Annotated in this window: 26 protein-coding genes; 7 read left to right on the top strand and 19 right to left on the bottom strand. The window is 33.7% G+C overall.

What is annotated here, in order from left to right; genetic code table 11:
- Nucleotide 1 precedes the first annotated feature (1 nt).
- From BUC09_RS01625 to BUC09_RS01655, 7 genes are read right to left on the bottom strand one after another with little or no spacing between them, the layout of a single operon-like run.
- Nucleotides 2-985, bottom strand: a complete 984-nt coding sequence (locus BUC09_RS01625) for a UDP-glucuronic acid decarboxylase family protein (protein ID WP_073308045.1) — start codon at nucleotides 983-985, stop codon at nucleotides 2-4.
- Nucleotides 985-1,842: a dTDP-4-dehydrorhamnose reductase gene (gene rfbD, locus BUC09_RS01630; RefSeq protein WP_073308047.1), complete on the bottom strand. Its 858-nt coding sequence runs from the start codon at nucleotides 1,840-1,842 to the stop codon at nucleotides 985-987. The genes BUC09_RS01625 and rfbD overlap by 1 nt, the downstream gene beginning before the upstream one ends.
- A complete protein-coding gene (rfbC, locus tag BUC09_RS01635; RefSeq protein ID WP_073308049.1) occupies nucleotides 1,836-2,387 on the bottom strand; it encodes a dTDP-4-dehydrorhamnose 3,5-epimerase in 552 nt (183 codons plus the stop codon). Before rfbC ends, rfbD begins: the two co-directional genes overlap by 7 nt.
- A complete protein-coding gene (locus BUC09_RS01640; protein WP_073308051.1) occupies nucleotides 2,387-4,072 on the bottom strand; it encodes a DUF6909 family protein in 1,686 nt (561 codons plus the stop codon). Before BUC09_RS01640 ends, rfbC begins: the two co-directional genes overlap by 1 nt.
- 40 nt (nucleotides 4,073-4,112) lie before the next feature.
- On the bottom strand, nucleotides 4,113-4,946 hold the full coding sequence (locus BUC09_RS01645) for a carboxypeptidase-like regulatory domain-containing protein (protein WP_073308053.1): 834 nt from the start codon (nucleotides 4,944-4,946) through the stop codon (nucleotides 4,113-4,115).
- Nucleotides 4,947-4,961: 15 nt separating this feature from the next.
- A complete protein-coding gene (locus BUC09_RS01650) occupies nucleotides 4,962-6,443 on the bottom strand; it encodes a GH3 auxin-responsive promoter family protein (RefSeq protein WP_073308055.1) in 1,482 nt (493 codons plus the stop codon).
- Between the two features lie 32 nt (nucleotides 6,444-6,475).
- Entirely contained in the window at nucleotides 6,476-6,955 is a 480-nt protein-coding gene (locus tag BUC09_RS01655; protein WP_073308057.1) for a peptidase, read from the bottom strand.
- Between the two features lie 147 nt (nucleotides 6,956-7,102).
- Between BUC09_RS01655 and tatA the strand changes: the two genes are divergently transcribed.
- Nucleotides 7,103-7,282, top strand: coding sequence for a twin-arginine translocase TatA/TatE family subunit (gene tatA, locus BUC09_RS01660; RefSeq protein WP_073308059.1), 180 nt, complete (start codon nucleotides 7,103-7,105; stop codon nucleotides 7,280-7,282).
- A gap of 24 nt (nucleotides 7,283-7,306) precedes the next feature.
- Entirely contained in the window at nucleotides 7,307-7,768 is a 462-nt protein-coding gene (locus tag BUC09_RS01665; RefSeq protein WP_073308061.1) for an Lrp/AsnC family transcriptional regulator, read from the top strand.
- On the opposite strand, the gene argH is transcribed toward BUC09_RS01665, so the two are convergent.
- The 9 genes from argH to BUC09_RS01710 all read right to left on the bottom strand — a co-directional run bounded on the left by argH (nucleotide 7,765) and on the right by BUC09_RS01710 (nucleotide 18,086).
- The gene (argH, locus tag BUC09_RS01670) at nucleotides 7,765-9,075 is read right to left on the bottom strand and encodes an argininosuccinate lyase (RefSeq protein WP_073308063.1); all 1,311 of its coding nucleotides are present in this window, start codon (nucleotides 9,073-9,075) and stop codon (nucleotides 7,765-7,767) included. The two genes, BUC09_RS01665 and argH, sit on opposite strands and share 4 nt — an antisense overlap.
- Nucleotides 9,047-10,141: a M20 family metallo-hydrolase gene (locus BUC09_RS01675; RefSeq protein WP_073308065.1), complete on the bottom strand. Its 1,095-nt coding sequence runs from the start codon at nucleotides 10,139-10,141 to the stop codon at nucleotides 9,047-9,049. The genes argH and BUC09_RS01675 overlap by 29 nt, the downstream gene beginning before the upstream one ends.
- A gap of 3 nt (nucleotides 10,142-10,144) precedes the next feature.
- Nucleotides 10,145-10,918 carry an acetylglutamate kinase gene (gene argB, locus BUC09_RS01680; protein WP_073308067.1) on the bottom strand — a complete coding sequence of 258 codons (774 nt, stop codon included), beginning with the start codon at nucleotides 10,916-10,918 and terminating at the stop codon, nucleotides 10,145-10,147.
- A 4-nt stretch (nucleotides 10,919-10,922) separates the two neighbouring features.
- The gene (locus BUC09_RS01685) at nucleotides 10,923-11,870 is read right to left on the bottom strand and encodes an N-acetylornithine carbamoyltransferase (protein ID WP_073308069.1); all 948 of its coding nucleotides are present in this window, start codon (nucleotides 11,868-11,870) and stop codon (nucleotides 10,923-10,925) included.
- Nucleotides 11,871-11,902: 32 nt separating this feature from the next.
- On the bottom strand, nucleotides 11,903-13,027 hold the full coding sequence (locus BUC09_RS01690) for an aspartate aminotransferase family protein (protein WP_073309008.1): 1,125 nt from the start codon (nucleotides 13,025-13,027) through the stop codon (nucleotides 11,903-11,905).
- Between the two features lie 38 nt (nucleotides 13,028-13,065).
- Nucleotides 13,066-14,025, bottom strand: coding sequence for an N-acetyl-gamma-glutamyl-phosphate reductase (gene argC, locus BUC09_RS01695; RefSeq protein WP_073308071.1), 960 nt, complete (start codon nucleotides 14,023-14,025; stop codon nucleotides 13,066-13,068).
- Complete coding sequence (locus BUC09_RS01700) at nucleotides 14,015-15,223, bottom strand: argininosuccinate synthase (RefSeq protein ID WP_073308073.1); 1,209 nt, start codon at nucleotides 15,221-15,223, stop codon at nucleotides 14,015-14,017. The genes argC and BUC09_RS01700 overlap by 11 nt, the downstream gene beginning before the upstream one ends.
- Nucleotides 15,192-15,764 (bottom strand): N-acetyltransferase, encoded by a 573-nt coding sequence (locus tag BUC09_RS01705; RefSeq protein ID WP_234972509.1) that lies wholly within the window; start codon nucleotides 15,762-15,764, stop codon nucleotides 15,192-15,194. Before BUC09_RS01705 ends, BUC09_RS01700 begins: the two co-directional genes overlap by 32 nt.
- A 198-nt stretch (nucleotides 15,765-15,962) precedes the next feature.
- On the bottom strand, nucleotides 15,963-18,086 hold the full coding sequence (locus BUC09_RS01710; RefSeq protein ID WP_073308077.1) for a Tex family protein: 2,124 nt from the start codon (nucleotides 18,084-18,086) through the stop codon (nucleotides 15,963-15,965).
- A gap of 54 nt (nucleotides 18,087-18,140) precedes the next feature.
- On the opposite strand from BUC09_RS01710, the gene BUC09_RS01715 reads away from it, so the two are divergent.
- A complete protein-coding gene (locus BUC09_RS01715; protein ID WP_073308079.1) occupies nucleotides 18,141-18,401 on the top strand; it encodes a DUF1294 domain-containing protein in 261 nt (86 codons plus the stop codon).
- Here BUC09_RS01715 and BUC09_RS01720 read toward each other — a convergent pair.
- Complete coding sequence (locus tag BUC09_RS01720) at nucleotides 18,398-19,441, bottom strand: hypothetical protein (RefSeq protein WP_073308080.1); 1,044 nt, start codon at nucleotides 19,439-19,441, stop codon at nucleotides 18,398-18,400. The genes BUC09_RS01715 and BUC09_RS01720 overlap by 4 nt on opposite strands.
- Before the next feature lie 105 nt (nucleotides 19,442-19,546).
- On the opposite strand from BUC09_RS01720, the gene BUC09_RS01725 reads away from it, so the two are divergent.
- Complete coding sequence (locus BUC09_RS01725; protein WP_073308082.1) at nucleotides 19,547-20,149, top strand: trimeric intracellular cation channel family protein; 603 nt, start codon at nucleotides 19,547-19,549, stop codon at nucleotides 20,147-20,149.
- Here the strand turns inward: BUC09_RS01725 and BUC09_RS01730 are convergent.
- Both BUC09_RS01730 and rpiB read right to left on the bottom strand, forming a co-directional pair.
- Nucleotides 20,146-21,060 carry a cation diffusion facilitator family transporter gene (locus tag BUC09_RS01730; protein WP_073308084.1) on the bottom strand — a complete coding sequence of 305 codons (915 nt, stop codon included), beginning with the start codon at nucleotides 21,058-21,060 and terminating at the stop codon, nucleotides 20,146-20,148. The genes BUC09_RS01725 and BUC09_RS01730 overlap by 4 nt on opposite strands.
- A 56-nt stretch (nucleotides 21,061-21,116) precedes the next feature.
- Nucleotides 21,117-21,548, bottom strand: coding sequence for a ribose 5-phosphate isomerase B (rpiB, locus tag BUC09_RS01735; RefSeq protein ID WP_073308086.1), 432 nt, complete (start codon nucleotides 21,546-21,548; stop codon nucleotides 21,117-21,119).
- A 778-nt stretch (nucleotides 21,549-22,326) separates the two neighbouring features.
- Here rpiB and rnr point away from each other — a divergent pair.
- From rnr to BUC09_RS01750, 3 genes are read left to right on the top strand one after another with little or no spacing between them, the layout of a single operon-like run.
- Nucleotides 22,327-24,507, top strand: coding sequence for a ribonuclease R (gene rnr, locus BUC09_RS01740; protein WP_073308088.1), 2,181 nt, complete (start codon nucleotides 22,327-22,329; stop codon nucleotides 24,505-24,507).
- 11 nt (nucleotides 24,508-24,518) lie between these two features.
- Entirely contained in the window at nucleotides 24,519-25,190 is a 672-nt protein-coding gene (locus tag BUC09_RS01745) for a head GIN domain-containing protein (protein ID WP_073308090.1), read from the top strand.
- A 50-nt stretch (nucleotides 25,191-25,240) separates the two neighbouring features.
- Nucleotides 25,241-25,930 (top strand): LysE family translocator, encoded by a 690-nt coding sequence (locus BUC09_RS01750; RefSeq protein ID WP_073308092.1) that lies wholly within the window; start codon nucleotides 25,241-25,243, stop codon nucleotides 25,928-25,930.
- Nucleotides 25,931-25,952: the final 22 nt, after the last annotated feature.

Below are 25,952 nucleotides of genomic sequence, written 5' to 3' on the forward strand. Positions count from 1 at the left end.
ACTATTTAATAAAATCTTTAAAATCTTTATGCGCTTCTCTTAAAAGTTCTTCTCTAGGTAATGCTTTAAAGTACTCATATGTTAATTTCATTCCGTCAGCACGATTTACCTTCGCTTCCCATCCTAATATTTCTCTAGCTTTAGTTGTATCGGGTTGACGCTGTAGTGGATCATTTTCAGGAAGTGGATGATAAACAATTTTTTGATTCGTTCCTGTTAACTTGATTATTTCTTCTGCAAAGTCTTTTATGGTTATCTCATCAGGATTACCAATGTTTACTGGGTAAACATAATCAGACAATAATAATCGATAGATCCCTTCCACTTGATCATCAACATAGCAGAATGAACGTGTTTGCATTCCATCTCCAAAAATGGTTAAATCTTCTCCTCTCAACGCTTGACCAATAAAAGCTGGAATTACACGACCATCATTTAGTCGCATTCTTGGTCCGTAGGTGTTAAAAATACGAACAATACGGGTTTCTAACCCGTGAAAACGATGATACGCCATAGTAATAGATTCTTGAAAACGTTTTGCCTCATCGTATACGCCACGTGGTCCAATGGTATTCACATTTCCAAAATAATCTTCGGTTTGGGGGTGAATCAAAGGATCTCCATATACTTCAGATGTTGATGCAATCAAAATTCTAGCGTTTTTATTTCTTGCTAAACCTAATAAGTTATGGGTTCCTAATGATCCAACTTTCAATGTTTGAATAGGGATTTTTAAATAATCTATTGGGCTAGCCGGTGAAGCAAAATGAAGTATATAATCTAATTCCCCTGGAACATGTACAAATTTAGAAACATCATGATGGTAAAATTCGAAATGCTCTAATTTGAATAAGTGCTCTATATTTTTTAAATCTCCAGTAATCAGGTTATCCATTCCAATTACATGGAATCCTTCTTTTATAAAGCGGTCACACAAATGTGAGCCTAAAAAACCTGCTGCTCCAGTGATTAATATTCTTTTCATTATGCCTTTGTTTGTGCTAAAGCTTCTTGCCAACTTTTAATTGTTATTCCAAAAGTACTTTTAATTTTTGATTTATCCAGCACACTATACTTAGGTCTTTTTGCAGGTGTAGGATAAGCCTCTGTAGGTATGGGATTTACATTTATATTACAATTGTTTTGTTTGAAAATTTCTACTGCAAAATCATACCAAGAACAAATCCCTTCATTGCTAAAATTATAAATTCCATATTTTTCCAAAGTAGAGTATTGAGATCCTAAAGAAATAATTTTAAGAATCGCATCTGCTAAATCAACAGCGTTTGTTGGTGTTCCTATTTGATCTGCAACCACATTTAATTCAGTTCTATCTTTTGCCAATCGTAACATAGTTTTCATAAAATTATTACCAAATTGAGAATATACCCACGAAGTACGAATAATAAAATGCTTGTCACAATTTGAAATAACTTCTTTCTCTCCTTCTAATTTTGTTTGACCATAAACACCTAGCGGATTAGTTATTTCTGTTTCCATATATGGAATTGAAGCGGTACCATCAAAAACAAAATCTGTTGAGATATGTAATAAAGTAACATTGTTTTTTTGACAAGCTATGGCTAAATTTTTTGGTCCAACTACATTAACTAAATGTGCTTTTTCAGATTCCGATTCTGCTTTATCTACCGCAGTGTAAGCTGCAGTATTTATACAAAAATCAATTTTATTACTTTCAAAAAAAGAAGTAACTCTTTCTTCGTTAGTTATATCTAAATCTTGAGAGGTCGCAAAAACAAATTGCATCCCTGGATATTGAGATGCAATAAATTGTAAAGACTGACCTAATTGGCCTGATGCTCCTGTAACTAAAACTACCATACTTTTCGAGCATTTTCTATAGTTGGTAATACTTTGTCTTTTTCTGAAATAATCAATTCGTTTTCAGGAATACCCCAATCAATGGCTAACGATGGATCATTGTAAATCAAACCACCTTCGCTCTCTTTATTGTAAAAATTATCACATTTATAGAAGAAAGTTGCTTTTTCACTCAACACAATAAATCCATGAGCAAAACCTCTTGGAATATAAAACAGTTTTTTATTTTCTTCCGAAAGTAAAATAGAGTATGATTGACCATACGTTTCTGAATCAGGTCGTAAATCAACAGCTACATCCAAAACTTCACCTTCAAGAACACGAACTAATTTTGCCTGAGCATGTTCTCTACATTGGTAATGCAATCCTCTTAAAACCCCTCTTGAAGAATAGGATTGATTGTCCTGAACAAAAGTTACTTCTTGTCCAATTCCTTTATTAAATACTTGTTGATTAAAGCTTTCCATGAAATAGCCTCGCTCATCATGGAAAACCTTTGGTTCTATAATAAAACAACCTTTAAGATTTGTTTCTATAAAATTCATTAGCAGTTAAAAATTTGCTCTAATATTTTAATTGTAATTAAATATGTAGGTTTTACACCTGTTGTTCCTAAACCTCCTGAAGCTAAAGTACTTCCTGTTTCTAAAGGATTATCTGAAGCATAGTAAGCATAGCGTACTTTTACATCTGGATTGATACTTTTTCTAATTTTAGATGCTGACTGAATTGCTTTTTGATAGTAAGCTCCTTCCATTTCTAGTCCGATAGCTTCCCAAGTAGATTCGTGGAAGAATTTTAATAGATCTCTATTTTGCAACGATGTCCCTAGAACCGTAATCATTGGCCCCTCATAAACAGGAATATCATTTCCTTCAAACATAGCGCCTGTTAATTGATTTTCGAAAGGATAATTGTCTGCAGTTCCTTCATTTACGTGAGCTGTAGCAATCATAATATCTCCTTTTCCTCCTTGAAGAATTCCTGCTTTACCCATAATTGAAACAGATTCTACATTTAAGAACGTTTTCTTTTTATCAACTTTATACGGCTTTAAAAGCTCATCAATAGTTTCGAAAGCTTGCTCTCCAAAAGCGTAATCCATTACTATTAATACTGGCGATTCTCCGTTAATTTTAGCACTTGGAAATGCTGTTTTTTTCCAATCAAATTTAGCAGTATCAAAAATTTGAACATCTATATTTGTTCCCGACTCATCTGGTTGAGAAATCATTCCGTGTTGTAACGCAAAGTCTTCTACTTTTTTACGTAATTCCTTACTACCAGAAGCAGAAAGGTCTTCGTAAATTTGGTATTCCCCTTTTCCTTTGTATTTAGATGCTAGTACTGCAGGCGCGAAAACCGAATTCATCACACTATGCATATTTGCACTAATGATATGTATTGGTCTTTCTAACAATCCATTGTCTGCAAGCGTCTTTTTGATGTTTGTTGCCCATATATCACCATATATATGATGCCCTAGACGTTCTCTAAGAATTGGACTAAAAGTAATTGTTCTTTTATTGTTATCTACAACTTCTTCTATCGCAATTTTACCTAACCAATACACAATGTGTAAGAATCTATCTGGAGCCGCAGCATTTGCAAAATCATCATAAATATCACTAACCTCAGCAAAAGTTCTTCCTAATACATTTGCAGCATGAGAAATGGCTTTTTCTCTTTCGATTAAAGTTAATTTTTTAGACTGAAGTGCTGCTTGTTCTAATTTTTGCCAATCTCTTGATACCGAACCTTCATCATCAATCAAGACTTTATCTTTGATTTTATGCGATTCAATAAAAATAAATGTCAAGTGAGTTAAAATATCGTAAATGTCTGAGCGACCTCTTGTGATTTCAACGTTCATTTGCTCATCATCGATGCGGTAACAGTTTCTCCTCCTTTTAGGAGGTACAATAGGTTGAAAATGTGATTTAGAGTAGCCTTCATCAGATGTTAAATTGATATAACGACATTCTTCTATTCCTACAGGAAGACGTTCAATCACATACAACAAACCGTTTAATTCTACTTTTTCTTCAGCAATTGAACCATAAATTTCAGGACGAAGCGCTAATAACGCTTCTCTTAATGTTTCTCCAGAAACACCCATTGGTTTATAAAAACCTCTGTTAAATAAATGTCTCATTGTAATGTACAGTCGTTCGATAGCTGCCGACGACTCTTGCGCTCTTGAGCGCGAAATGTTTTTGATTTCTTTCATCTTTTATATTTTTCTAACCTGCAAAGGTACAATTTTATTTTTAGTTTGTTAAAATAAGATTTATTGCAGGCTCTGGAACTTTTGGTTTTGAGGATTGGTTTTTAATAATTTCAGTTATTTTTTTATTCCAAATTCCTCCTGAATAGTTGAACATAAATTCGCGTTCAACAAAACTGTATAACACATTTGGAGCAATACCTCTTTCATTTCTGTTTTTTTCAATCATTAATTTCTCGACACCAATAAAAAGTCCTTCAATTGGAAACTCAATATTGTTTTCAGAAACATTAATCCATGTGGTTTGAATCCCTTTCTTTACATTTACTATTAAATTTTTATCCAACATTTCATCTCCGGGAAAACCATTAGAGTTTGCTTTGTAAATTCTTATTTTAACCGAAGCGTTTTCAATTTTACAGTCGGTCAATAAAGCTATTTTACTTAGATATTTTGTTTTTGAATATGATTTATGATATGGAAAAAACTTAACATCAATTCTAGGTCCATTATCAAAACTTTGTAATGTGGTGTTGTCAATTTGTCCTATTTCCAATCTTCTGTTACGACGTCTTTTTGTTATTGCTATTTCATTTAACTGATAAGAAGCGGGTTGTAATTTTACCAAAGAAGCATCTTTTGCCAATATGACTTTTTTCTCAAAACCTAATGATGAAAACAACAAGCTTTTGTCTGGTGTTGCATTAATAGTAAACTCTCCGTTTTCTTCTGAAGTTGTTGCAATATTTTCTCCCTGAATCCAAATGTTTACATAAGGTACAGGCTGATTAAACTCGTCAACTACTTTTCCTTTTATTTGGCAGAAAACAACATTAGTAAGTCCAAATAAAACGAAAATGAGTGTTTTTTTAAACATAAGTTAGTATGGTGCTTAATGAAAAAAATTAGCTATTTTTCTATCGTTTGATAATCTAGGTAATTTGTTTTGTCCGCCCAATTTTCCTATAGATTTCATATACTCTTGAAAACCATTCTTGGCGACTTTTGTTATGACAACTGTTCTTAAAACGTTTCCAACAATTAAATCATCGTAGTAAACATTTTGTTTTCGCATGGCGTGGTCTATTTTTAATGCAAATTCTTCTAGATTATTAGGTTCTTTTTCAAACTCTATAAACCACTCATGATATGGTAAACCTTCCGAAGGTGAAATTTGAGGCGCGACAGTAAATTCATTGACACTAACATCAATATCTTCCATCGCTTCTTTTAATGCCGACTCCACCTCTTTTCCAATAACATGTTCTCCAAAAGCAGATATATAATGTTTGATTCTGCCTGAAACAATTACTCTATATGGTTTTAAACTAGTAAATTGAACGGTATCTCCAATGTTATATGCCCAAAGTCCAGCATTGGTTGATAGTATCAAAACATAATTAACGCCTAACTCTACTTCACCTATGGTATAACGTTTTGGGGCTTCAGTAAAGAACTCATCTGCTTTTACGAATTCATAAAAAATTCCTGAATTCAACAACAAAAGCATTCCTTTTTCTTTTTGGGAATCTTGGTAAGCAAAAAAACCTTCAGATGCTGGAAATAGTTCTATAGAATCTACTTTTCGACCAATTATTTTTTCAAATTTCGCTCTATAAGGTTCATAATTTACTCCACCATAGATGAACAAGTTGAAGTTTTTAAAGATATCACCAACTGGTTTGTTGGCTTTGGCTGAAAGTTTTTCAAAATACATTTGTACCCAAGAAGGAATACCAGAAATAACCGCCATGTCTTCATTGATAGTTTCCTCAACAATAGCGTCTACTTTTGTCTCCCAATCTTCAATACAGTTTGTCTCCCATGATGGCATTCTGTTTTTTTGGAGATATTTTGGCACATAATGCGCTACAATTCCTGATAATCGGCCAAGTTTAACGCCATTTTTCTCCTCGAGAATTGGGCTTCCTTGCAAAAAAATCATTTTTCCATCAACAAAATCTGTATTACCAGTTTCATATACATAATTTAGAATAGCATTTCTAGCAGCTTCTATATGATATGGCATAGATTCTTTTGTGAGCGGAATATATTTTGCTCCTGAAGTTGTACCTGAGGTTTTTGCGAAATAAAGAGGTTTTCCTTTCCAAAGCACATCTGACTCTCCTTTGACCACTCTGTCAACATACATTCGCAATTCTTCATAATCTCTAATTGGAACTTGTTTTACATAATCCTTATGAGACTTAATTGTCTCAAATAAATGGTCTTTCCCAAATTGAGTGTTTTTTGCCTCATGAATTAATTGTTCGAAGACTTTTTGTTGAGTAGCCACTGGATTTTTAGCCCATTTTTGTGTTTTATGATGAACTATAGAAGCGAATAATTTGGCGCCAATACTTTTAATCGACATTCTAATTGAATTTATTTATTGAAAATTTATTGTTATTCACTCTCCTTTTTTGCGGCGGCTTGTACTTGCTTTCTTAACTCTAACTCTTGTTCAGATGCTTGCATTTCATATTCTGATGGATCTACATAGTCTGATGCTAGAATTGAATCTTTGTTTACTTTAGCATATTCTAAATCTCCAGTTAAAACTTTTTTTACCGAATTTATATAAGCGTCATTCTTTTTTAATCTGAATTCTAACGAATCTGCTTTTAATCCTAAAAGCAAAGCGTCTTCTTTTAACTTTGTTGATGAATAACCCGGAATATACTCACGTAACGGTGTAAATGCAATAATATAACTTGTTGTAGAAATTAAGAAAATTGCTCCTATAGAACCTAAAATAAACACGTTAAGAATACTTAATTTTAATGAAAACTGTTCTTCAAAAGTGTCTTCATTTAAAATAACTAATCTTCTATGAGCTTTAATTGTATTGAAGAAAGCTTTTCTTTTTAATCTTTTTTTGGACATACTTATTTGTCTAATACCACAAATATACTAATTTGAAATTCTGGTATAACCTTACAGATAATAATTAGTTAAAAATTGACACTTTCTCTATTTGTTTAATATATTTGCTAAATAATTTAAGCTTAAAAAGCGCAATTTAAATATATCATGGGAAGACTTGGAACTACTGAAATTATTATAATATTAGTTGTTGTTTTATTACTTTTTGGAGGTAAAAAAATTCCAGAATTAATGAAAGGTTTAGGAAGTGGATTGAATGAATTCAAAAAAGCTTCTAAAGGAGAAGATACAACTGCAACAAAAAAAGAAGACGAAACTAAAGAGTAAACATTAATTGTTTGCTTTCCTCTCATGGATAAAATAGACGCAAAAATTTTAAATATTTTACAGAAAGATTGTACGCTTTCTGTGAAAGACGTAGCGGCTATGGTAGGGTTGTCGTACACTCCTACATATGAAAGAATCAAACATTTAAGTGAAGCTGGCGTTATCAAAAAAAGTGCTGTTATTCTTGATCCTTCTAAAGTAGGTATTAAGCTTTTTGCATATTGTAATGTTACTCTAAAAAAACAATCTCGCGAAAATTTAAAAAGTTTCGAAGATCAAGTAATGAAAATGCCCGAAATTCTTGAAGTAACAAGTCTTTCGGGTATTTATGATTACATGTTAAAGATTGCAACTACCGACATTGATAGCTACAATGATTTTGTGGTTAATAAATTAGCCAACATCCCTAACATAGGGCAATATCACAGCAACATTGTGATGAGTATGGTTAAAAATGAAACTTCGTATTATTTACCCGAAGATTAAATCATTCTCTTTTTCTTCTTAATAAACTCCTTTTTGATTTTATCATTTTGCAAGTTGCCAATACTTCCTTCGTGTGTATGGTTAATTGATTTGCTATTATATACAAACTGATTTTCTTCCACTTGTTTGGAAACTATTTTATACGCTTCTCTAAATGGAATTCCTGATAACACCAATTCGTTAACAGCTTCAACTGTAAATAGATTCAAATATTTTTCATCGGATAAAATGTTTTGTTTTACCGAAGTATTTTCTAACATCACCTGTAGCATGTCTAAACATTCCTTCAAGATGATAATCGCTGGAAACAAACATTCCTTAGTCAGCTGCATATCTCTATGATACCCCGAAGGCAGATTGTTAGTCAGTAAAGTCAGTTCATTTGGCAACGACTGTATTCTGTTGCATTTGGCTCTTATCAATTCAAAAATATCTGGATTTTTTTTATGAGGCATAATGCTGCTCCCTGTAGTCAATTCCTTAGGAAAGCTAATAAACCCAAAATTCTGATTCATATACAAACAAACGTCCATCGAAAATTTGGTCAGTGTTGAAGCGATTCCAGACAAGGCCATTGCCGTTGTCTTTTCAATTTTACCTCTAGTCATTTGCGCATACACCACATTATGGTTCATTGATTCGAAATTGAGCAGCAATGTGGTGAATGATCTATTTAAAGGAAATGAAGAACCGTAACCTGCACCAGATCCCAAAGGATTTTTATTGGCCATAGCATAAGCTGCTAAAATCAGTTCTAAATCATCACTTAAGCTCTCTGCATACGCGCCAAACCACAAACCAAATGAAGAAGGCATTGCTAATTGAAAATGCGTATACCCCGGTAATAAATCGTTTTTATGTTTCTCACTCAAATCTATCAGACTATTGAACACGTTCTCTGTTTTTTCAACAATTTGTTTCAATTCAGCTTTAATAAACAACTTAATATCCAACAATGATTGATCGTTTCTAGAACGTCCGGCATGGATTTTTTTTCCGACTTCCCCTTTCATTTGAGTGAGCAAAAGTTCCACTTGAGAATGTACATCTTCTACTCCATCTTCAATAACAAAAGTCTTATCATATACCGTTTTTAGAATTGCTTGTAATCCTTCGTGGGCTTCCTTTAATTCTTCAGTAGTTAACAATCCTATTTCGTGTAACATGGAAGTATGTGCGATAGAACCTTTAATATCTGCTTCTGCCAAATATAAATCCCAAATTGTATCCTGACCTATCGTAAATTGTTCAACCATTTCTTCGATGGAACTTTTTGTATCAGGGTTTGTATTTTGCCACAGTTTCATAATCTGTTTGATTAAATTTTTCCAGCATTTCAATATAAATTGCAATGCCTTTGTTGATTTCTTCTACATAAATATATTCGTCAGCCGTATGCGATCTAGCCGAGTCGCCTGGTCCCATTTTAATCGTTGGAAAACCATTCATCAACGCCTGATCTGAAGTCGTTGGCGAAGCATAAATTGCTCTTCCTAAACTTATCCCACTTTGTACAATGGGATGTTCTTTTGGTGCGAAAGAAGGATTCAATCGGGTTGATCGAGGAATCACTTCACAACCAACATGTTGTTTAATAATTTCCAAAGCTTGTTCGTTATTGTATTTATCCGTCGTTCTGATATCGACCGTAAACTGGCAGCTTTCCGGAACTACGTTATGTTGTACACCCGCATTGATTATAGTTACCGACATTTTCACTTTACCGAGCAGATCGGATTCCTCTGGGAATTCAAATGTTCGAAACCATTCAATATCCTTCAACGCTTTATAAATTGCGTTTTCTCCTTCTTCCCTTGCAGCATGTCCCGATTTTCCGTGTGCAATACAGTCAATCACGAAAAGCCCTTTTTCGGCGATGGCGATATCCATTTTAGTAGGTTCTCCCACGATTCCGAAATAAATGTTTCCTAATTCGGGTAAGACGATTTCCACCCCGTCATTACCAGATATTTCTTCTTCTGCCGTAGCTGCATAAACCAAATTGAACTGCAAATCTTCTCTGTCATAAAAATGCAAAAAACAAGCAGCTAAGGAAACCAGCGGTCCGCCGGCATCATTACTTCCCAAACCATATAAAATTCCTTCTTCAATATCCGGGCCGAACGGATTTCTGGTATATTGCTTATTCGGTTGTACCGTATCGTGATGCGAATTCAGTAAGATTGTTGGTTTTGAATCGTCAAAATATTTATTCTTTACCCAAACATTATGTTTCAATCTGTGGGTTGGAATCCCTTTTTTTACAAAGAAATCATTCAATATTGCAGCGGTTCCTTCTTCCTCTTTACTAAAGGATTCGGTCGCAATAAGCTTTTGTAAAAGTTCCAACACTTCTATTTGTAATTGTTCCATAGTTTAAATTATTTGGGTTCCGATAAAAGATTCGCCCTGTTCATTAGCATAATCGGCATGACAGATTTCCACCTTTGCCACATTTGATTCATTGGCTCTAAAGGCATTTTCCAGTTTAGGCAACATTCCTTTTGAAATAATTTGTGCTTCTTTTAAAGATTCATATTCTTTTTTATCCAGTATTCTTAACCACGAACCATCCAATTCAGGATTCGTAAGAACCCCTAATTTTTCAAAACAGAATCTCAGATTCACCTCGTTGGTTTCAGAAAGTACCATAGCCACTTCGGTTGCGATAGTATCGGCATTTGTATTTAACAAATTTCCTTTTCCATCGTGTGTAATCGGGCTGATAACAGGTACAATCCCGTTGTCAATCAGACTTTGCAAAAATCCAGCGTTAATTTTTTCTACATCGCCTACCCAGCCGTAATCAATAGTTGGATGGACTCTTTTACTAGACTGGATGATATTGCCGTCCACGCCACTCAATCCAATGGCATTACATGCTTTTGACTGTAGTTTAGCTACAATGGTTTTATTTACCAATCCGGCATACACCATAGTAGTAATTTTTAAAGTCTCGGCATCAGTAATACGTCTTCCGTCGATGATTTGCTGTTCAATGTTCAAATCTTTTGCTAAACTGGTAGCCAATTTTCCGCCACCGTGAATCAATATTTTTGAACCTTTCAGTTTGGCAAATCTGTTGAGGAAATCATCCAATTTTGTTACGTCATCAATGATATTTCCACCAATCTTTATTACATGTATCATAGCTTTAAAAATTAGTTTCCAGTATTTTTTTCAATACGGTTTGAGCCGCATATACTCTGTTTTCGGCTTGTTGCAGAATCAAAGAATTTTCATTATCCAAAACCTCATCTGATAATTCCACATTTCTTCTCACCGGCAAGCAATGCATTACTTTTGCCGAATTAGTAACTTCCAATTTTTTATTAGTTAACATCCAATCTTCCGTTATTGGTAAAACCTTTCCGTAATCTGTATACGAAGACCAGTTTTTCACATAGACAAAATCGGCATCCTGCAATGCTTTTTGCTGATTGGTTTCAATCGTTGCGCCTTTTGTAAACTCCTCGCTCAATTCATATCCTTCAGGATGAGTAATGGTTAAATCATAACCGCTAGCCAAAGTCCATTCGGCAAACGAATTTGCCACAACTTGCGGAATAGGTTTGATATGTGGCGCCCAAGTCAAAACCACTTTTGGTTTCTCTTTGATTTTGTGTTCCTGAATTGTGATCATATCCGCCAAACTCTGCAAAGGATGCCTTGTAGCAGATTCCAAACTTACCACTGGCACTTTTGCATATTGAATAAACTGATGGATGATATTATCAGCGTAATCCTCTTCTTTATTTTCCAGATTCGGGAAGCAACGAATGGCCAAAATATCACAATACAATCCCATTACGGCTGCGGCATCTTTTATATGTTCGACAGTTTTGCCGTTCATCACCGCTCCTTCTTCAAATTCCAGTGCCCAACCGTCATTGTTCACATTAAGGATCATGACTTCCATACCCAGATTCTGAGCTGCTTTTTGCGTACTCATTCTGGTTCTCAAGCTCAAATTGAAGAATAACAATCCTATGGTTTTATTTTTCCCGATTTGAGCTATTTCTTTTGAATTTTTTTGCGCTATGGCTTCTTTGACCAAAGCCATGGGGTCATCTATATCGTTTACTGATGTAAAATGTTTCATTTCTCTTTCATTAATCGTTTCTAATCTGAATGCTACTTCAAAATAATCTTTAAAGCTTTTAACAATTCGTCCAATTCTCTTTTCGTCACTGCCAATGAAGGTAAAATCCTTAACGTATTTTTATTGCTTGCCGTTCCGGTAAAAATTCCGAATTCGTCCAACAATCTTTTACGGACAGCTGCACAAGGATCAAACAATTCAATGGCAACCATTAATCCTATGCCTCTTATTTCTTTGATATTCGGAATGTTTTGCACTTGTTCCATGAGATACTCTCCCATTTTTTGGGCATTCTCCATCAGGTTCTCTTTTTCAATCACTTCCAAAACTGCTAAACCGGCAGCACAAGCCAGATAATTTCCTCCGAAAGTGGTTCCCAGCATTTCTTTTTTTGGCTGGATATGCGGTGCAATCAATACACCTGCAATTGGAAAACCGTTACCCATTCCTTTAGCTGTCGTAATAATATCCGGCTGGATACCCGCATGCTTATGTGCAAAGAATTTACCTGTTCTTCCGTAACCCGACTGCACTTCATCCAGAATCAGAACAATACCTAGTTCTTTACACTTTTGCGCCACATGCTGTAAAAATGCAGGCTCTGGAATCTGAATACCGGCAACGCCTTGAATTCCTTCAATAATGACACAGCACACCTCATCGTTTACGGCTTGGTCAAAAGCATTACTATCATTTAATGGTAAAAAAGTTGTGTTGTTGTTTTCGTTCACTGGTGCTACAATTGCAGGATTATCTGTACTTGCAACGGCCAATGATGTTCTACCATGGAAAGCTTTATTAAAAGCGATTATTTTTTTTCTTCCATTATGAAAAGATGCCAATTTGAAGGCATTTTCATTTGCCTCCGCACCTGAATTGCACAAAAACAACTGATAATCAGTATAGCCCGAAAGTAGGCCTAATTTTGAAGCCAATTGTTTTTGCTGGTCAATCACAATCGAATTGGAATAAAAACCAATTTTCTGCAACTGTTCCGTAAGGCTTGAAACATAATGAGGATGTGTGTGACCAATTGAAATCACGGCATGACCGCCGTATAAATCCAAATAGTGTTTTCCGTTTTTGTCCCATAAATCTGATCCTGATGCTTTAACGATTTCAATATCTGAAACCGAATACACATCGAACAAATTCATTCCTGTTGAACTATCTTTAATTGCTGTTGTTTCCATTCTTAAAATGCACTTGGTTTTAATTTTAATCCGGTTGCTTCGGGTAAACCAAACATTAGATTCATATTTTGTACTGCCTGTCCCGAAGCTCCTTTTAATAAATTATCAATTACGCTTACAATCATTACGTCCTCTTCATTTTTTTCGATATATAACAAGCATTTATTGGTATTCACGACTTGTTTCAAATGACAATTCTTAGGTGACAAAAACACAAAAGGTTCGTCTTTGTATTTTTCTTCAAATAAGGCAATCAATTGCTCCAAAGAGTAATCAGATTTTAATGTAATACACGCCAAAATACCTCTGGTAAAAGAACCTCTTTGTGGTAAAATATGTAGGTTGCCCAAATCGTTTTTCTGAACTTGCATTAAACTTTGATTAATCTCTGCCAAATGCTGGTGTGTAAAGGCTTTGTACACCGACAAATTGTTCTGTCTCCAACTGAAATGCGAAGTCTCAGCCAAAGATTGTCCGGCGCCAGTTGAACCCGTCGTACATGAAGCATACACTTCTCCGTTCAATAATCCGGCTTCAGCCAGAGGCAAAATAGCCAACTGGATTACTGTTGCGAAACAACCCGGATTTGCTACATAATCCGCATTTTGAATCGCTTCTTTGTTTAATTCCGGTAAACCGTAAACAAAGGAATGATCTGCTGCAATTCTGTGGTCCTGACTTAAATCGATTATCTTAACCGAAGATTCAAATTCAGCCACAATCTTGTTGGCTTCACCATGCGCAACACATAAAAAAACCACATCAATATCAGAATAATATGTTGCTGAAAATTTCAAATCAGTATCTCCAAACAAATCATCGTGTACTTCATAAATGAACTTGCCCGCATTGCTTTTGCTGTGTACAAACCCAATTTCTACCTGCGGATGATTAATCAGGATTCTGAGTAATTCCCCTGCAGTATAACCGGCACCGCCTATAATTCCAACTTTAATTCTCATGAATCAATCCTTTTGTAACCTGATGGTAAATCGAGGTTTGGTTTCCAAATATTTTTGTAAATCCTTTTACATCTTCTCCACTCCAACCGTTATTCATTTCACCATACGAACCGAATTTGGACGACATTAAATCATAAGGACTTTCAATTCCGTTCAATTCATATCTATACGGATGCAGGGTGATGTGCACCTCGCCACTTACAGTTTTTTGAGTATTGGTCAAAAAAGCTTCAATATCTCTCATCGTTGGATCCATCATTTGCCCTTCGTGCAACCAGTTGCCGTACCAGCTTGATAATTGTTCTTTCCAAAACAATTGCCATTTGGTCAGTGTATGTTTTTCCAACAAATGGTGTGCTTTTATAATTAATTCCGGAGCGGCTGCTTCAAAACCCACTCTTCCTTTAATCCCGATGATGGTATCCCCTACATGGATATGTCTTCCAATTCCGAAAGGTTGTGCCAATTGTTGTAAATACTCAATCGCAACCGAAGGATGTTCGAAGGATTCCCCATTAACTAAAATCAGTTCTCCAGCTTCAAAACCCAATATAATATCTATTGATTCTGTTACCGAAACTGGTGTAGGCCAAGCTTCTTCGGGTAAATTTTGATGTGAAGTCAAGGTTTCCTTACCTCCCACTGAAGTTCCCCACAATCCTTTATTGATACTGTACACTGCTTTTTCAAAATTGAAACTTACACCGTGTGCTTTTAGAAATTCTATTTCAGCTTCTCTGCTTAATTTTTGATCTCTGATTGGTGTAATGATTTCAACATTGGGCAGCAAATGATTAAAAATCATGTCAAAACGTACTTGGTCATTTCCGGCACCTGTACTTCCATGAGCAATCGTGTGAATTCCCAATTGGATGGCATACTCAGCAATACTTTTGGCTTGAACGGCTCTTTCGGCACTCACACTTAAAGGATACGTTCCGTTTTTTAATACATTGCCATAGATCAAATATTTAATACAATCGTCATAGTATTCTTTTCGAACATCAATACAGGCATATGAAGCAGCACCACATTGTAATGCTTTTTCCTCTAATATTTCGATTTCTTTTTCATCGAAAGCACCAGTATTAATGGTCACTGCATGCACTTCGTAATTTTCTACTTTACTCAAATACACGGCACAATAGGTAGTGTCTAAACCACCACTATACGCTAATACTATTTTCTTCTTTTGCATTTTTTTGTTCTTTTATATTACTGTCATACAGCATGGCTGTACACAAACAATTTTTATAATTTTTACTTTGCAGAATTTCGAAATTCACACAACTCTGGCATCCATTCCAGAATTTTTCATCGGAGGTTAATTCCGAATAAGTTACTGGTGTATAGCCTAATTCCGAATTGATCCGCATCACGGCTAAACCTGTGGTCAATCCAAAAATTTTAGAATTGGGGTATTTGGTTCTTGACAACTCAAAGATTTTGGCTTTAATCATTCTGGCCAGTCCGCTCTGGCGGAATTCCGGTGATACAATCAATCCTGAATTCGCCACATACTCTTCATTTTGCCAAGTTTCGATGTAACAAAACCCTGCCCATTCGTTATTTCCTGTCAAAGCAATAACCGCTTTTCCTTCTTGAATTTTTTCAATAATGTATTCAGCCGATCGCTTTGCAATACCCGTTCCTCTCACTTTCGCGGACGCTTCCATCTCGTCACATATCGTCTGGGCGAAGTGAATGTGGTTATTATTTGCAATTTGAATACTAAACATAGATTAATTTTTGCGCAAATATACAAACAAATAGATATTATATCTTTTTTTAATAAAATTTAACAGATATTTTATCTTTATAAATAAATATAACAACTCGTTTAACCTGTTTATTTCTGATTATCAGATATTTTATCCAAATAAAAAAAAGCCCTGATTTCGATTTGAAATCAGGGCTTTTAATACTATATAAATCTGTTAAAGAATCATCGTCAGCTGAATACGTTTTCTGGATTCATCAACCTCAACAACTTTCACTTGCACGTGTTGATGCAGTTTTACCACTTCATTTACATCACTTACATAACTGTCTTTCAATTGTGAAACATGTACCAATCCGCTTTCCTTGATTCCGATGTCGACAAAACAACCGAAAGCTGTTATATTATTCACAATTCCGGGTACAATCATTCCGCTGCGCACATCGGCAATGGTTTTTACATTCGGGTCGAATTCGAAAATTTTAGCGGCTTTACGAGGATCCAATCCCGGTTTTTCTAATTCTTTCAAGATATCTTTGATACCCAAAATACCCACGTTTTCAGTAATATAATTCTCCGGTTTAATTTGACTTATTTTTTCTTTGTTACCGATTAATTCATTGACTTTAACACCCAAATCTTTAGCCATTTTTTCTACCATTTTATACGATTCAGGATGCACTGCCGAATTATCCAACGGATTTTTACCGTCTTTAATTCGGATGAAGGCAGCAGCTTGTTGGAAAGCCTTTTCTCCCAAGCGTGGCACTTTTTTCAATTGACTTCGGTCTTCAAATGCACCATTCTCACTTCGGTATGCGACGATATTTTCGGCCATTTTTTCACCAATACCCGAAACATAACTCAATAATGATTTGCTGGCTGTATTGATGTTGATTCCGACTGAGTTCACACAACGTACTACTGTAGTGTCTAATTCTTCTTTCAATTTCGTCTGATCTACATCATGTTGATACTGTCCTACTCCGATTGATTTAGGATCAATTTTAACCAATTCGGCCAATGGATCAGATAAACGACGACCGATAGAAACGGCACCACGAACTGTTACATCATAACTTCCAAATTCTTCCCTTGCAATTTTAGAAGCTGAATATACTGATGCGCCGGCTTCGGATACCACAAAAACCTGCACCGGTTTGTCAAAAGCAATTTTCTTGATAAAAAATTCGGTTTCACGACTCGCCGTTCCGTTACCGATTGAAATGGCTTCAATATTATACGCATTCACCATCGATTTTACCTTTTTCATCGCCATAGTCGTTTCGTTTTGCGGTGCGTGAGGAAAAATGGTTTCATTGTACAACAAATCGCCTTTCTCATCCAGACATACCACTTTACAACCTGTTCTAAAACCAGGGTCGATCGCTAAAATTCGTTTTTCACCTAAAGGCGGTGCCAATAACAACTGACTCAAGTTTCCGGCAAAAACATCAATTGCTTTGATGTCAGCTTTTTCCTTCGCTTCCTGTAATGTTTCATTTGAAATAGCAGGCTCCAATAAACGCTTGTAACTGTCTTTGATCGCCAATTCTAAATGTTGAGTAGTATCGTTATTCGATTTGATGATGTTATCTTCAATGAATGCAATAGCTTCTTCTTTTTCAATTTCTACATTCAGTTTGACAAAACCTTCCGCTTCTGCTCTCAACATTGCCAATAAACGATGTGAAGGTGCTTTGCTTATAGGTTCCGCCCAATCAAAATACTGTGAAAATTTTTGAGCGGCTTCATCTTCTTTTTTGGTTTTAACTACTTTAGTAGTGATTTCCGCTTTGCGTTGAAACATGCGGCGCAGATTTTTACGGATGTAAATATTCTCATTGATCCATTCGGCAATGATATCGCGTGCACCCTGTAATGCCTCGTCTTCGTTTGCTACTTTAGCATTGATATATTTTGAAGCCAAAAATTCGATGTCATCGTTACGTTGCGACATGATGATTTTTGCCAAAGGCTCCAATCCATTTTCACGTGCTGTATCAGCTTTGGTTTTCTTTTTCTTTTTATAAGGAAGGTATAAATCTTCTATTTCCTGTAAATCAAAACTATTTTCAATTTTTGATTTCAGCTCAGGTGTTAAAGCATTTTGCTCTTCGATTGATTTTAAAATACTTTCTTTACGTTTTACAATATCATCATATTGCTTGTTAAGTTTAGCGATTTGCTCAATCACTACCTCATCTAAATTACCTGTTTTATCTTTACGGTAACGTGCGATGAAAGGAATAGTGCAATCTTCGGAAAGCAATTGCAGCGTCGCTTCAATATTTTTTGGAGCAGTAGGAACTACTTTTAAAATGTATTCTAAATTTGTCATTTTGTAAAATAAAATAAGGATGCTAAAATAGTATCTTTGCCGCAATTTTAAAGAATGAAAATAGTATTACTTTATCTTATTTGTATTAATATTTTAACCTTATCATTGTTTGGTGTCGATAAACTTTTGGCTATAAAAAACAAACGAAGAATCCCTGAAAAGGATTTATTGGCTTTTAGTTTTGTGGGAGGTGCTATAGGTGGTTTATTAGGAATGTTCATGTTTAATCACAAAGTTTCCAAAGGAAGTTTTTTATGGAAATTCACTTTTGTCCTTATCGCTCAAATCGTTCTTTTTGTTTTTATGCGAATCTAGTTTGATTTGTAATTACGTTTCATAAAATTCAATGCAGCCTCCATGACTTCACCCATTGACTTCGCGTTTTTGAAGTTTTTATCTTTTGTGAATTCGTAGGTTTCTTTTTTTAATTGTTCCAAATGAAATGTTGGAGACAGCATCATCGATTTCATTACGGATAATAAATCGGTTAATCGCTCTTCAGAATCTGCTAAACGTTTTACTAACAATGATCGTTCTTCGTTTTGGTATTGATCAATAGAATCAGGTTCTAATTTCTCTTTTACCAATTCGGTAAACTGAAAATTTTCTTTAAAAAGATGTGGTTTGTATAATTTGAAATTGCCCTCATAACATTGTTGATCAAAATCGATAGCGCGAATTTTATAAACAATGTGATCGTAATCGTACGTTGGAATTACTACAAAATTATACGATCGCATATCTCCTAACAAACCTATCATACAGCGCTCGTTGAATTTGACAAACTCCTTCGCGATTTGTGTTTTTTCAGCTTCGGTGCATTTATTTAAATGTTCTTTTAAAAAAACATCTCCTGGAATTCCCACAATATGTTCTTCAATTAAAGTGCTTTCATACACCAAGAAATTAATACGATTGGGTGATAAAATATGTTCTAATTCCAACCCGAAAATACGCGAAGCGTCGGCTTTTTTGATGTAAAAATGTGTGTAATTGTCGTTGAGTATATTTCTGACCTTTACTCTAAAAGGTTTTGAGTTTCCAAAACCGCAATAATCAATATAATCGACTGTAAGGTGTTTCAAGACTCTTTCATCACCATCTGAATGTAGTAAAGTATAAATCTTCTTCAGACTTAAATCAATTTCTTTTCGGTCAAATTCATTGTAAAAAACACGTAACCAAAGGGTGTCTTCTCCCTTTTGATCGTATACAATAACCGAACCCTGAAAACGTAATAAGTCGTCATAAAACACATTGGTTTTTGTTACCCTTTTATATTTTTCTAGGTACTGAAACAAATTTTCGGTTATGGAGTAATATTGCTTTTTAAACAACGGAGCTTCTTCGTTCATAAATAAATGACAGTTTGAAACAAATTTGAGAAAAGTAAAGTTACTTGAATTATTTTATGTTCATCAAAAGAAATACGTATTACTTTTGTATCAATAATCGATTCCATGGATGCTTTACAAGTCATAACCTATACAGGGGTTTTTGTTTTTGCTGTTACCGGTGTTTTAAAAGCCCGTACCAAACGCTTTGATATTTTTGGAGCTGCTGTTTTGGCTTTTGTAACCGCTTATGGCGGTGGAACAATACGTGACTTACTAATTGGTATCAGGCCAGTTAATTGGGTAAACGACAACTTGGCTATTTTCATAGTGCTTGCCTCAACCATTGTTACCTTTTTCTTTAAGATGAATACCAACATTATCAAAAAGGTTATTTTTTTAATAGATGCATTTGGTATTGGTTTGTTTACAATTGTGGGAATTCAAGTTGCTTTACGCTCAGGAATTTCAAGCGGATATGCTTTAGTAATGGGAATTATCACAGCAACGTTTGGAGGATTGTTAGCCGATGTTTTATGTAATAAAGTACCCAGTATTTTAAAGCCAGGCGAATTGTACGCCACTGCTTGTTTAATTGGCGGGAGCTTATATTTACTATTTTTGAATTATGATTTTCAATCAGACGTGAGTATGTTGATAGGGATTTTAGTAATCGCTTCTATCCGAATTTTTGCTATTCGTAAAAAACTACAATTACCAAGGATTTAATCTTGTACAATAAAATCTTTTGGGTCTTCTTTTTTAAATTCTGGTTGAATATTAATATGATTGATACCAAATTTAGTAAACAACACAATCTCCAATTCGTGAAGTAAATCATTGAATTCACTCATTAAGATATTCTCTGCACAATCTAAGTGAGCTTCTAGATGCAGTTCTTCTTCATTCAAATGCCAAACGTGAATGTGATGCAATTTTCCAACTCCAGGAATTTTATGCACTTCTCTAACAATTTCTTTAATGTCAATATGTTCTGGTGTAAACAACATCAACATTTTTGTAGAACTTTTTAGTAAATCAAATCCAACATAAATTAAATAAATTGATATTAGCAAAGTCATTACACCATCGACCCAAAACCATCCATAAAACTTCATTAATAGACCTCCAACCAAAACAGCTACAGAAGCCATCATATCTGTTAATAAATGCAAATAAGCTGATTTCATATTCAAATTATGATCAGCATCTTTTTTTAATAAAAGAACAGAAGATCCATTTACCACTATCCCTAGTATTGCCAACCAAATAACCATCCCAGATTTTATGGGTTCAGGGTGAAAAAATCTAAGAATCGCTTCATAGCCCAAATAAATAGCTACTAAAAGAAGTGTAAATGCATTTACAAAAGCTGCAATCAGTTCAGCGCGTTTGTAACCAAAAGTATTATTTATAGAAGCTTTTCTTCTGGATAATTTATGTGCAACATAACTAAAGACTAAAGAAATAACATCTGAAAAATTATGCAAGGCATCAGATATCAAAGCCAAACTACCCGAGATCAATCCACCCACAACCTGTGCGGCAGTTATCAATAAGTTTAAAATAATAGAAAAAACAAGATTCTTGCCCTCTACTTCGTGTTTGTGAATGTGTACATGGTTATGGCTATGAGACATAATACTTTTGAATAATGGTAAAGAAAAAACTCCTTAAATTAAGGAGTTTGTATTTGTTATTTGCAAGCAATTTTATTTACTCTGTTGGCATGTCTTCCTCCTTCAAATTCTGTTATAAGGAATACCTCAACCATTTCTATCGCTTGTTGAATAGAAGTATATCTCGCAGGAATACTTATTATATTAGCATTATTGTGTTGACGCGCTAATTCGGCAATTTCAACCGTCCAACATAATGCACAACGAATATCTTGGTGTTTATTAGCTGTCATGGCAATTCCATTTCCGCTTCCACAAATTACAATACCAAAATCCGCTTTTTTAGTTTCCACATCATATGCCACTGGGTGCCCAAAATCAGGATAATCAACACTATCAAAAGTATCTGTACCATGGTTAATAACTGTGTGACCGTTTGTCTCTAAGTATTTTACAATAGCGTGTTTGTAATCTGGACCTGCGTGGTCGTTTCCTATCGAAATTGTCATATTATAAGTGTTAAGTTGTGTGTTTTAATTTTTTACAAAAATACAGAATTATACAAAGCTTAAAAAAGATTCAAAGTATTTAATCTGTATTTTATTTTTACATTAATAGAGAATATTAATAGCTTGTGAAAAATTTTAATATTCTAAAAATCAAGAAATTATAATTAATTCAAACACTTGTTAACCAATGTTAATAAAAATAACTCATCTCTTTGAAATCAACATATTAGCATTTAACAACTTTTGTTAATAACTCAGGAAAGAAAATAAGAACTATTTTTTGGTTGTATCAATTAAAATTGTAATCCAAAACCTAAATTAAAAATCCAAGAAAAGTTTCTTCAACTTTTAGAAAAATTATCCAATAGAAATCAACAGTTATTAACATAAATTAACCAGTTAACTTATCAAAAAAAATAGTATAAAAATAAAAATTAACAATTGTTAATAAGCAAAAATAAATCATTTGTTTTCAATTCATTACTACTCTAACAAGTTGTTAATATCGTTGTATAACTTTGTATAACTCTACAACAATACATAAAATTGAAAAGTTTTCAGCCTTATCAACACCCTATCATAACCATCATAAATTTTAATTTTTTAAAAATCTCTTTTTGTTGTTTTTAGTTATTGTTAAAAACTCTTGAATTTTAAAAAAATTAAAAGTGTTAAAGTTTAAATAGTAGTTGAAAAGTTATATTTATTTTAAAACTGGTTACTCTTTACTCATAACTGTAAACTATTTTGTAATTTTCAGCTGTAATTAAAAATGAAGATGAGTAAAAAGCCTAGAAGATTTAGTAAAGGAGTAAAAGATTTTTCTGGAAAAATTTTAAAAATACTTTCAAAAGAAGCGAATAAACCTTTTAACTATAAACAGATAGCGGCTAAATTAGAAGTAGATGATACAAAAAGCCGTAACGAAATTATTAAAGACCTTAAAATTTTAGCTTCAAAAAAGCAGATTATAGAAATAGAACCTGGTAAGTATATTGTTAAAGCCCAAAGTCAAGATTACTACGAAGGTACAATCGACATGACTTCTCGTAAAACAGCTTATTTTGTTTCTGACGAATTTGAAGAAGATGTATTTATACCAACGAATAATTTGAACCATGCTCTTGATGGTGACAAAGTTAAAGTGTATGTATATAATCGTCGAAAAGGAAAAAGACCTGAAGCTGAAGTAATTGAAGTTATAGAAAGAAATCGTACGGAATTTGTTGGAGTAATTGATGTGCAAAAGAATTTTGCTTTTGTAACTACTGCCAATGCAAAAATGTATACTGATATTTTTATCCCAAAAGATAAAATTGGAGAAGCAACAGATGGAGATGTAGTTTTAGTAAAAATTGAAGATTGGCCTAAAAAAGCAGATTCTCCTTTTGGAATGGTTATAAAAGTTTTAGGAAGACCTGGCGAACATGATACAGAAATTCATGCGATACTTGCTGAATATGGTTTGCCATATGATTTCCCTTTAGAAGTAGAAGCGTATGCTAAAAAATTAGATACTTCTATTCAAGCAGAAGAAATTGCAAAACGTCGTGACATGCGTGATGTACTTACATTCACTATTGATCCAAAAGATGCCAAAGATTTTGATGATGCTTTATCGTTTAGAAAATTAGAAAATGGTCATTATGAAATAGGTGTTCATATTGCCGATGTGTCTCACTATGTTCAAGAAGGAACTATCTTAGATGATGAAGCTTTTAAACGAGCAACTTCGGTTTATTTAGTAGATCGTGTAGTTCCAATGCTTCCAGAAGTGTTGAGTAATTTTGCATGTTCATTGAGACCAAATGAAGAAAAGTATACTTTTTCTGCTATTTTCGAAATCAATGAAAAAGCACAAGTTACCAATCAATGGTTTGGAAGAACAGTAATTTATTCTGACCAAAGATTTGCTTATGAAGAAGCACAGCATATCATTGAAACGAAATCAAATACAATTCCTGCCGAAATATCATTAACTGGAGAAGAATATATTGTTAAGAATGAGATAGTTGAAGCTACTTTAAAACTAGATGAATTGGCTAAAATATTTAGAAGAAATAGAATGAATAATGGTGCTATTTCTTTTGATAAAGTAGAAGTAAAATTCAAATTGGATGAAAATGATGAACCTGTTGGAGTATATTTCAAAATAGCTAAAGATGCCAATCATCTAATTGAAGAATTCATGTTATTAGCAAATCGTAAAGTTGCTGAATACATTGGAAAACAAAAGAAAACATTTGTGTATCGTATTCACGATGAACCAGATGAAAATAAATTAATGAACCTTCAAGGAGTGATTTCGAAGTTTGGATATAGTTTAAATTTCAAATCCAAAGAAACGATTTCAAAATCATTGAATACATTATTGGAAGATGTCATTGGTAAGAAAGAACAAAACATGGTCGATACTTTAGCAATTCGAACTATGAGTAAAGCCAAATATTCTACCGAAAACATTGGACATTATGGATTAGCATTTGATTATTATTCACATTTCACTTCACCTATTCGTCGTTATCCCGATGTAATGGTGCATCGATTGTTACAACAATATCTTGATGGAGCAAAAAGTGCTGATGAAGAAGTGTATGAAGAAAAATGTGTTCATTCTTCCAACATGGAAAATTCGGCCAGTAGTGCCGAACGTGATTCGATTAAGTACATGCAAGTTAAATACATGCAAGATCATCAAGATCAAGAGTTTTTAGGAGTAATTTCTGGTGTAACCGAATGGGGAATTTATGTAGAAATTGTAGAAAACAAATGTGAAGGAATGGTACGTATTCGTGAGATTAAAGACGATTATTACACATTTGATGAAAAGCAATATGCTTTAGTTGGAGAAACAACAAAGAGTTTATTACAACTTGGTGATGAAGTTTGGGTCAAAGTAAAAAATGCCGATTTAGTTAAAAAACAATTAGATTTTCATTTTATAAGAAGAAACGAGTAAAATTTAACCATATGAAAAAAGTATTGTTAAGTACGTTATTTTTAATTTCGATTAGTGCTTTTGCACAAGTAAATAAGACATTAGGAGATTTTGATAAAGTAACTGCTTTTGATAAAATTTCTGTGCAATTGATTCCTTCAACAGAAAACAAAATTGAGCTTACAGGAAACAACTCTCAAGAAGTAGAACTAGTAACTGTAAAAGACGAATTAAAAATTAGAATGCCTTTTGGAAAATTACTCAAAGGTGATGATGTAGTAGCCAAAGTATATTTTAAAAAAATAGAAGCTTTAGAAGCAAATGAAGGAAGTTATATTTCATGTGATTCTATTTTAAAAGCTATAAATTTTAGTTTATTAACTAAAGAAGGAGGACAAATTAGAGTCCAAATTGAAGCAACTAGAATAGTTTCAAAAGCTTCGAGTGGATCTGTAATAAAACTTACTGGAAATACTCAAAACTTAGATGTTGTAGTGAGTTCAGGAGGAAAATTTGAAGCCGAAAAATGTCAAACTACTCAAGCAACAGTTTCTATAAATGCTGGTGGTAGTGCCGATGTAAGAGCTTCAGATTTTGTTGATGCAAAAATCCGTGCAGGTGGTACAATTACCATTTTTGGAAATCCAAAACAAGTCAATCAAAAAACGATGCTTGGCGGAGATATTATAATGAGTAAAAGATAATTTTATTTATAAGTTATTAGTTTTAACTTGCCATTTTTAAAAAATATTGAATGATTAACGACATACTTTCTGCTATTCCTTGGGGATTTTTATTAGCTTTTACCATAGGTCCAGTTTTTTTTGTTTTACTTGAAACAAGTATAACTAAAGGGTTTAGAGCTGCAATGATTCTTGATGCCGGAGTAGTTTTTGGAGATTTAGTTTTTATACTAATAGCTTATTTTAGTACTAATCAAATCTTAGAAAAATTAAAAGACAATCCCAGACTTTTCATTTTTGGAGGAATATTAATGTTTGGTTATGGATTAATTTCATACATCAACGAAAAAAAGAAGTACGAAAAAAAGCAAAAAGAAGAAATAGATGATGTTGTAGATGATATTAATAAAAAGAACTACTTAGGCTTATTTTTTAAAGGGTTCTTTTTAAATTTTATTAATATTGGTGTGCTTGCTTTTTGGATGGGAGTTATAATAGTTTTTGCTCCCAAGCTTAATATGGAAACAAGCCGAATTGTAACTTTCATAACTACGATTATTTTATCTTATATTGCAATCGATATTTTAAAAATATTGGTAGCCAAACAGTTAAAATCTCGTTTAAATAAACACAATATTCATAAAATTAAACGTGTAATAAGTGTCATTTTAATGATTTTTGGTTTCTTTTTAATTGCCCAAGGCTTTTTCCCTAACGAAAAAGAAATGATTGAAAAGAAAATAGAACAATTAAAAAAATAAACCCAATCTAACCAACTACTAT

The sequence above is a fragment of the Flavobacterium terrae genome (genome assembly GCF_900142035.1).
Classification (GTDB): Bacteria; Bacteroidota; Bacteroidia; order Flavobacteriales; family Flavobacteriaceae; genus Flavobacterium; species Flavobacterium terrae.

Coding starts and splice junctions, on each gene's coding strand:
- BUC09_RS01625 (WP_073308045.1), bottom strand. CDS start 985: ATGAAAAGAATATTAATCACTGGAGCAGCAGGTTTTTTAGGCTCACAT.
- rfbD (WP_073308047.1), bottom strand. CDS start 1,842: ATGGTAGTTTTAGTTACAGGAGCATCAGGCCAATTAGGTCAGTCTTTA.
- rfbC (WP_073308049.1), bottom strand. CDS start 2,387: ATGAATTTTATAGAAACAAATCTTAAAGGTTGTTTTATTATAGAACCA.
- BUC09_RS01640 (WP_073308051.1), bottom strand. CDS start 4,072: ATGAAAGAAATCAAAAACATTTCGCGCTCAAGAGCGCAAGAGTCGTCG.
- BUC09_RS01645 (WP_073308053.1), bottom strand. CDS start 4,946: ATGTTTAAAAAAACACTCATTTTCGTTTTATTTGGACTTACTAATGTT.
- BUC09_RS01650 (WP_073308055.1), bottom strand. CDS start 6,443: ATGTCGATTAAAAGTATTGGCGCCAAATTATTCGCTTCTATAGTTCAT.
- BUC09_RS01655 (WP_073308057.1), bottom strand. CDS start 6,955: ATGTCCAAAAAAAGATTAAAAAGAAAAGCTTTCTTCAATACAATTAAA.
- tatA (WP_073308059.1), top strand. CDS start 7,103: ATGGGAAGACTTGGAACTACTGAAATTATTATAATATTAGTTGTTGTT.
- BUC09_RS01665 (WP_073308061.1), top strand. CDS start 7,307: ATGGATAAAATAGACGCAAAAATTTTAAATATTTTACAGAAAGATTGT.
- argH (WP_073308063.1), bottom strand. CDS start 9,075: ATGAAACTGTGGCAAAATACAAACCCTGATACAAAAAGTTCCATCGAA.
- BUC09_RS01675 (WP_073308065.1), bottom strand. CDS start 10,141: ATGGAACAATTACAAATAGAAGTGTTGGAACTTTTACAAAAGCTTATT.
- argB (WP_073308067.1), bottom strand. CDS start 10,918: ATGATACATGTAATAAAGATTGGTGGAAATATCATTGATGACGTAACA.
- BUC09_RS01685 (WP_073308069.1), bottom strand. CDS start 11,870: ATGAAACATTTTACATCAGTAAACGATATAGATGACCCCATGGCTTTG.
- BUC09_RS01690 (WP_073309008.1), bottom strand. CDS start 13,027: ATGAATTTGTTCGATGTGTATTCGGTTTCAGATATTGAAATCGTTAAA.
- argC (WP_073308071.1), bottom strand. CDS start 14,025: ATGAGAATTAAAGTTGGAATTATAGGCGGTGCCGGTTATACTGCAGGG.
- BUC09_RS01700 (WP_073308073.1), bottom strand. CDS start 15,223: ATGCAAAAGAAGAAAATAGTATTAGCGTATAGTGGTGGTTTAGACACT.
- BUC09_RS01705 (WP_234972509.1), bottom strand. CDS start 15,764: ATGTTTAGTATTCAAATTGCAAATAATAACCACATTCACTTCGCCCAG.
- BUC09_RS01710 (WP_073308077.1), bottom strand. CDS start 18,086: ATGACAAATTTAGAATACATTTTAAAAGTAGTTCCTACTGCTCCAAAA.
- BUC09_RS01715 (WP_073308079.1), top strand. CDS start 18,141: ATGAAAATAGTATTACTTTATCTTATTTGTATTAATATTTTAACCTTA.
- BUC09_RS01720 (WP_073308080.1), bottom strand. CDS start 19,441: ATGAACGAAGAAGCTCCGTTGTTTAAAAAGCAATATTACTCCATAACC.
- BUC09_RS01725 (WP_073308082.1), top strand. CDS start 19,547: ATGGATGCTTTACAAGTCATAACCTATACAGGGGTTTTTGTTTTTGCT.
- BUC09_RS01730 (WP_073308084.1), bottom strand. CDS start 21,060: ATGTCTCATAGCCATAACCATGTACACATTCACAAACACGAAGTAGAG.
- rpiB (WP_073308086.1), bottom strand. CDS start 21,548: ATGACAATTTCGATAGGAAACGACCACGCAGGTCCAGATTACAAACAC.
- rnr (WP_073308088.1), top strand. CDS start 22,327: ATGAGTAAAAAGCCTAGAAGATTTAGTAAAGGAGTAAAAGATTTTTCT.
- BUC09_RS01745 (WP_073308090.1), top strand. CDS start 24,519: ATGAAAAAAGTATTGTTAAGTACGTTATTTTTAATTTCGATTAGTGCT.
- BUC09_RS01750 (WP_073308092.1), top strand. CDS start 25,241: ATGATTAACGACATACTTTCTGCTATTCCTTGGGGATTTTTATTAGCT.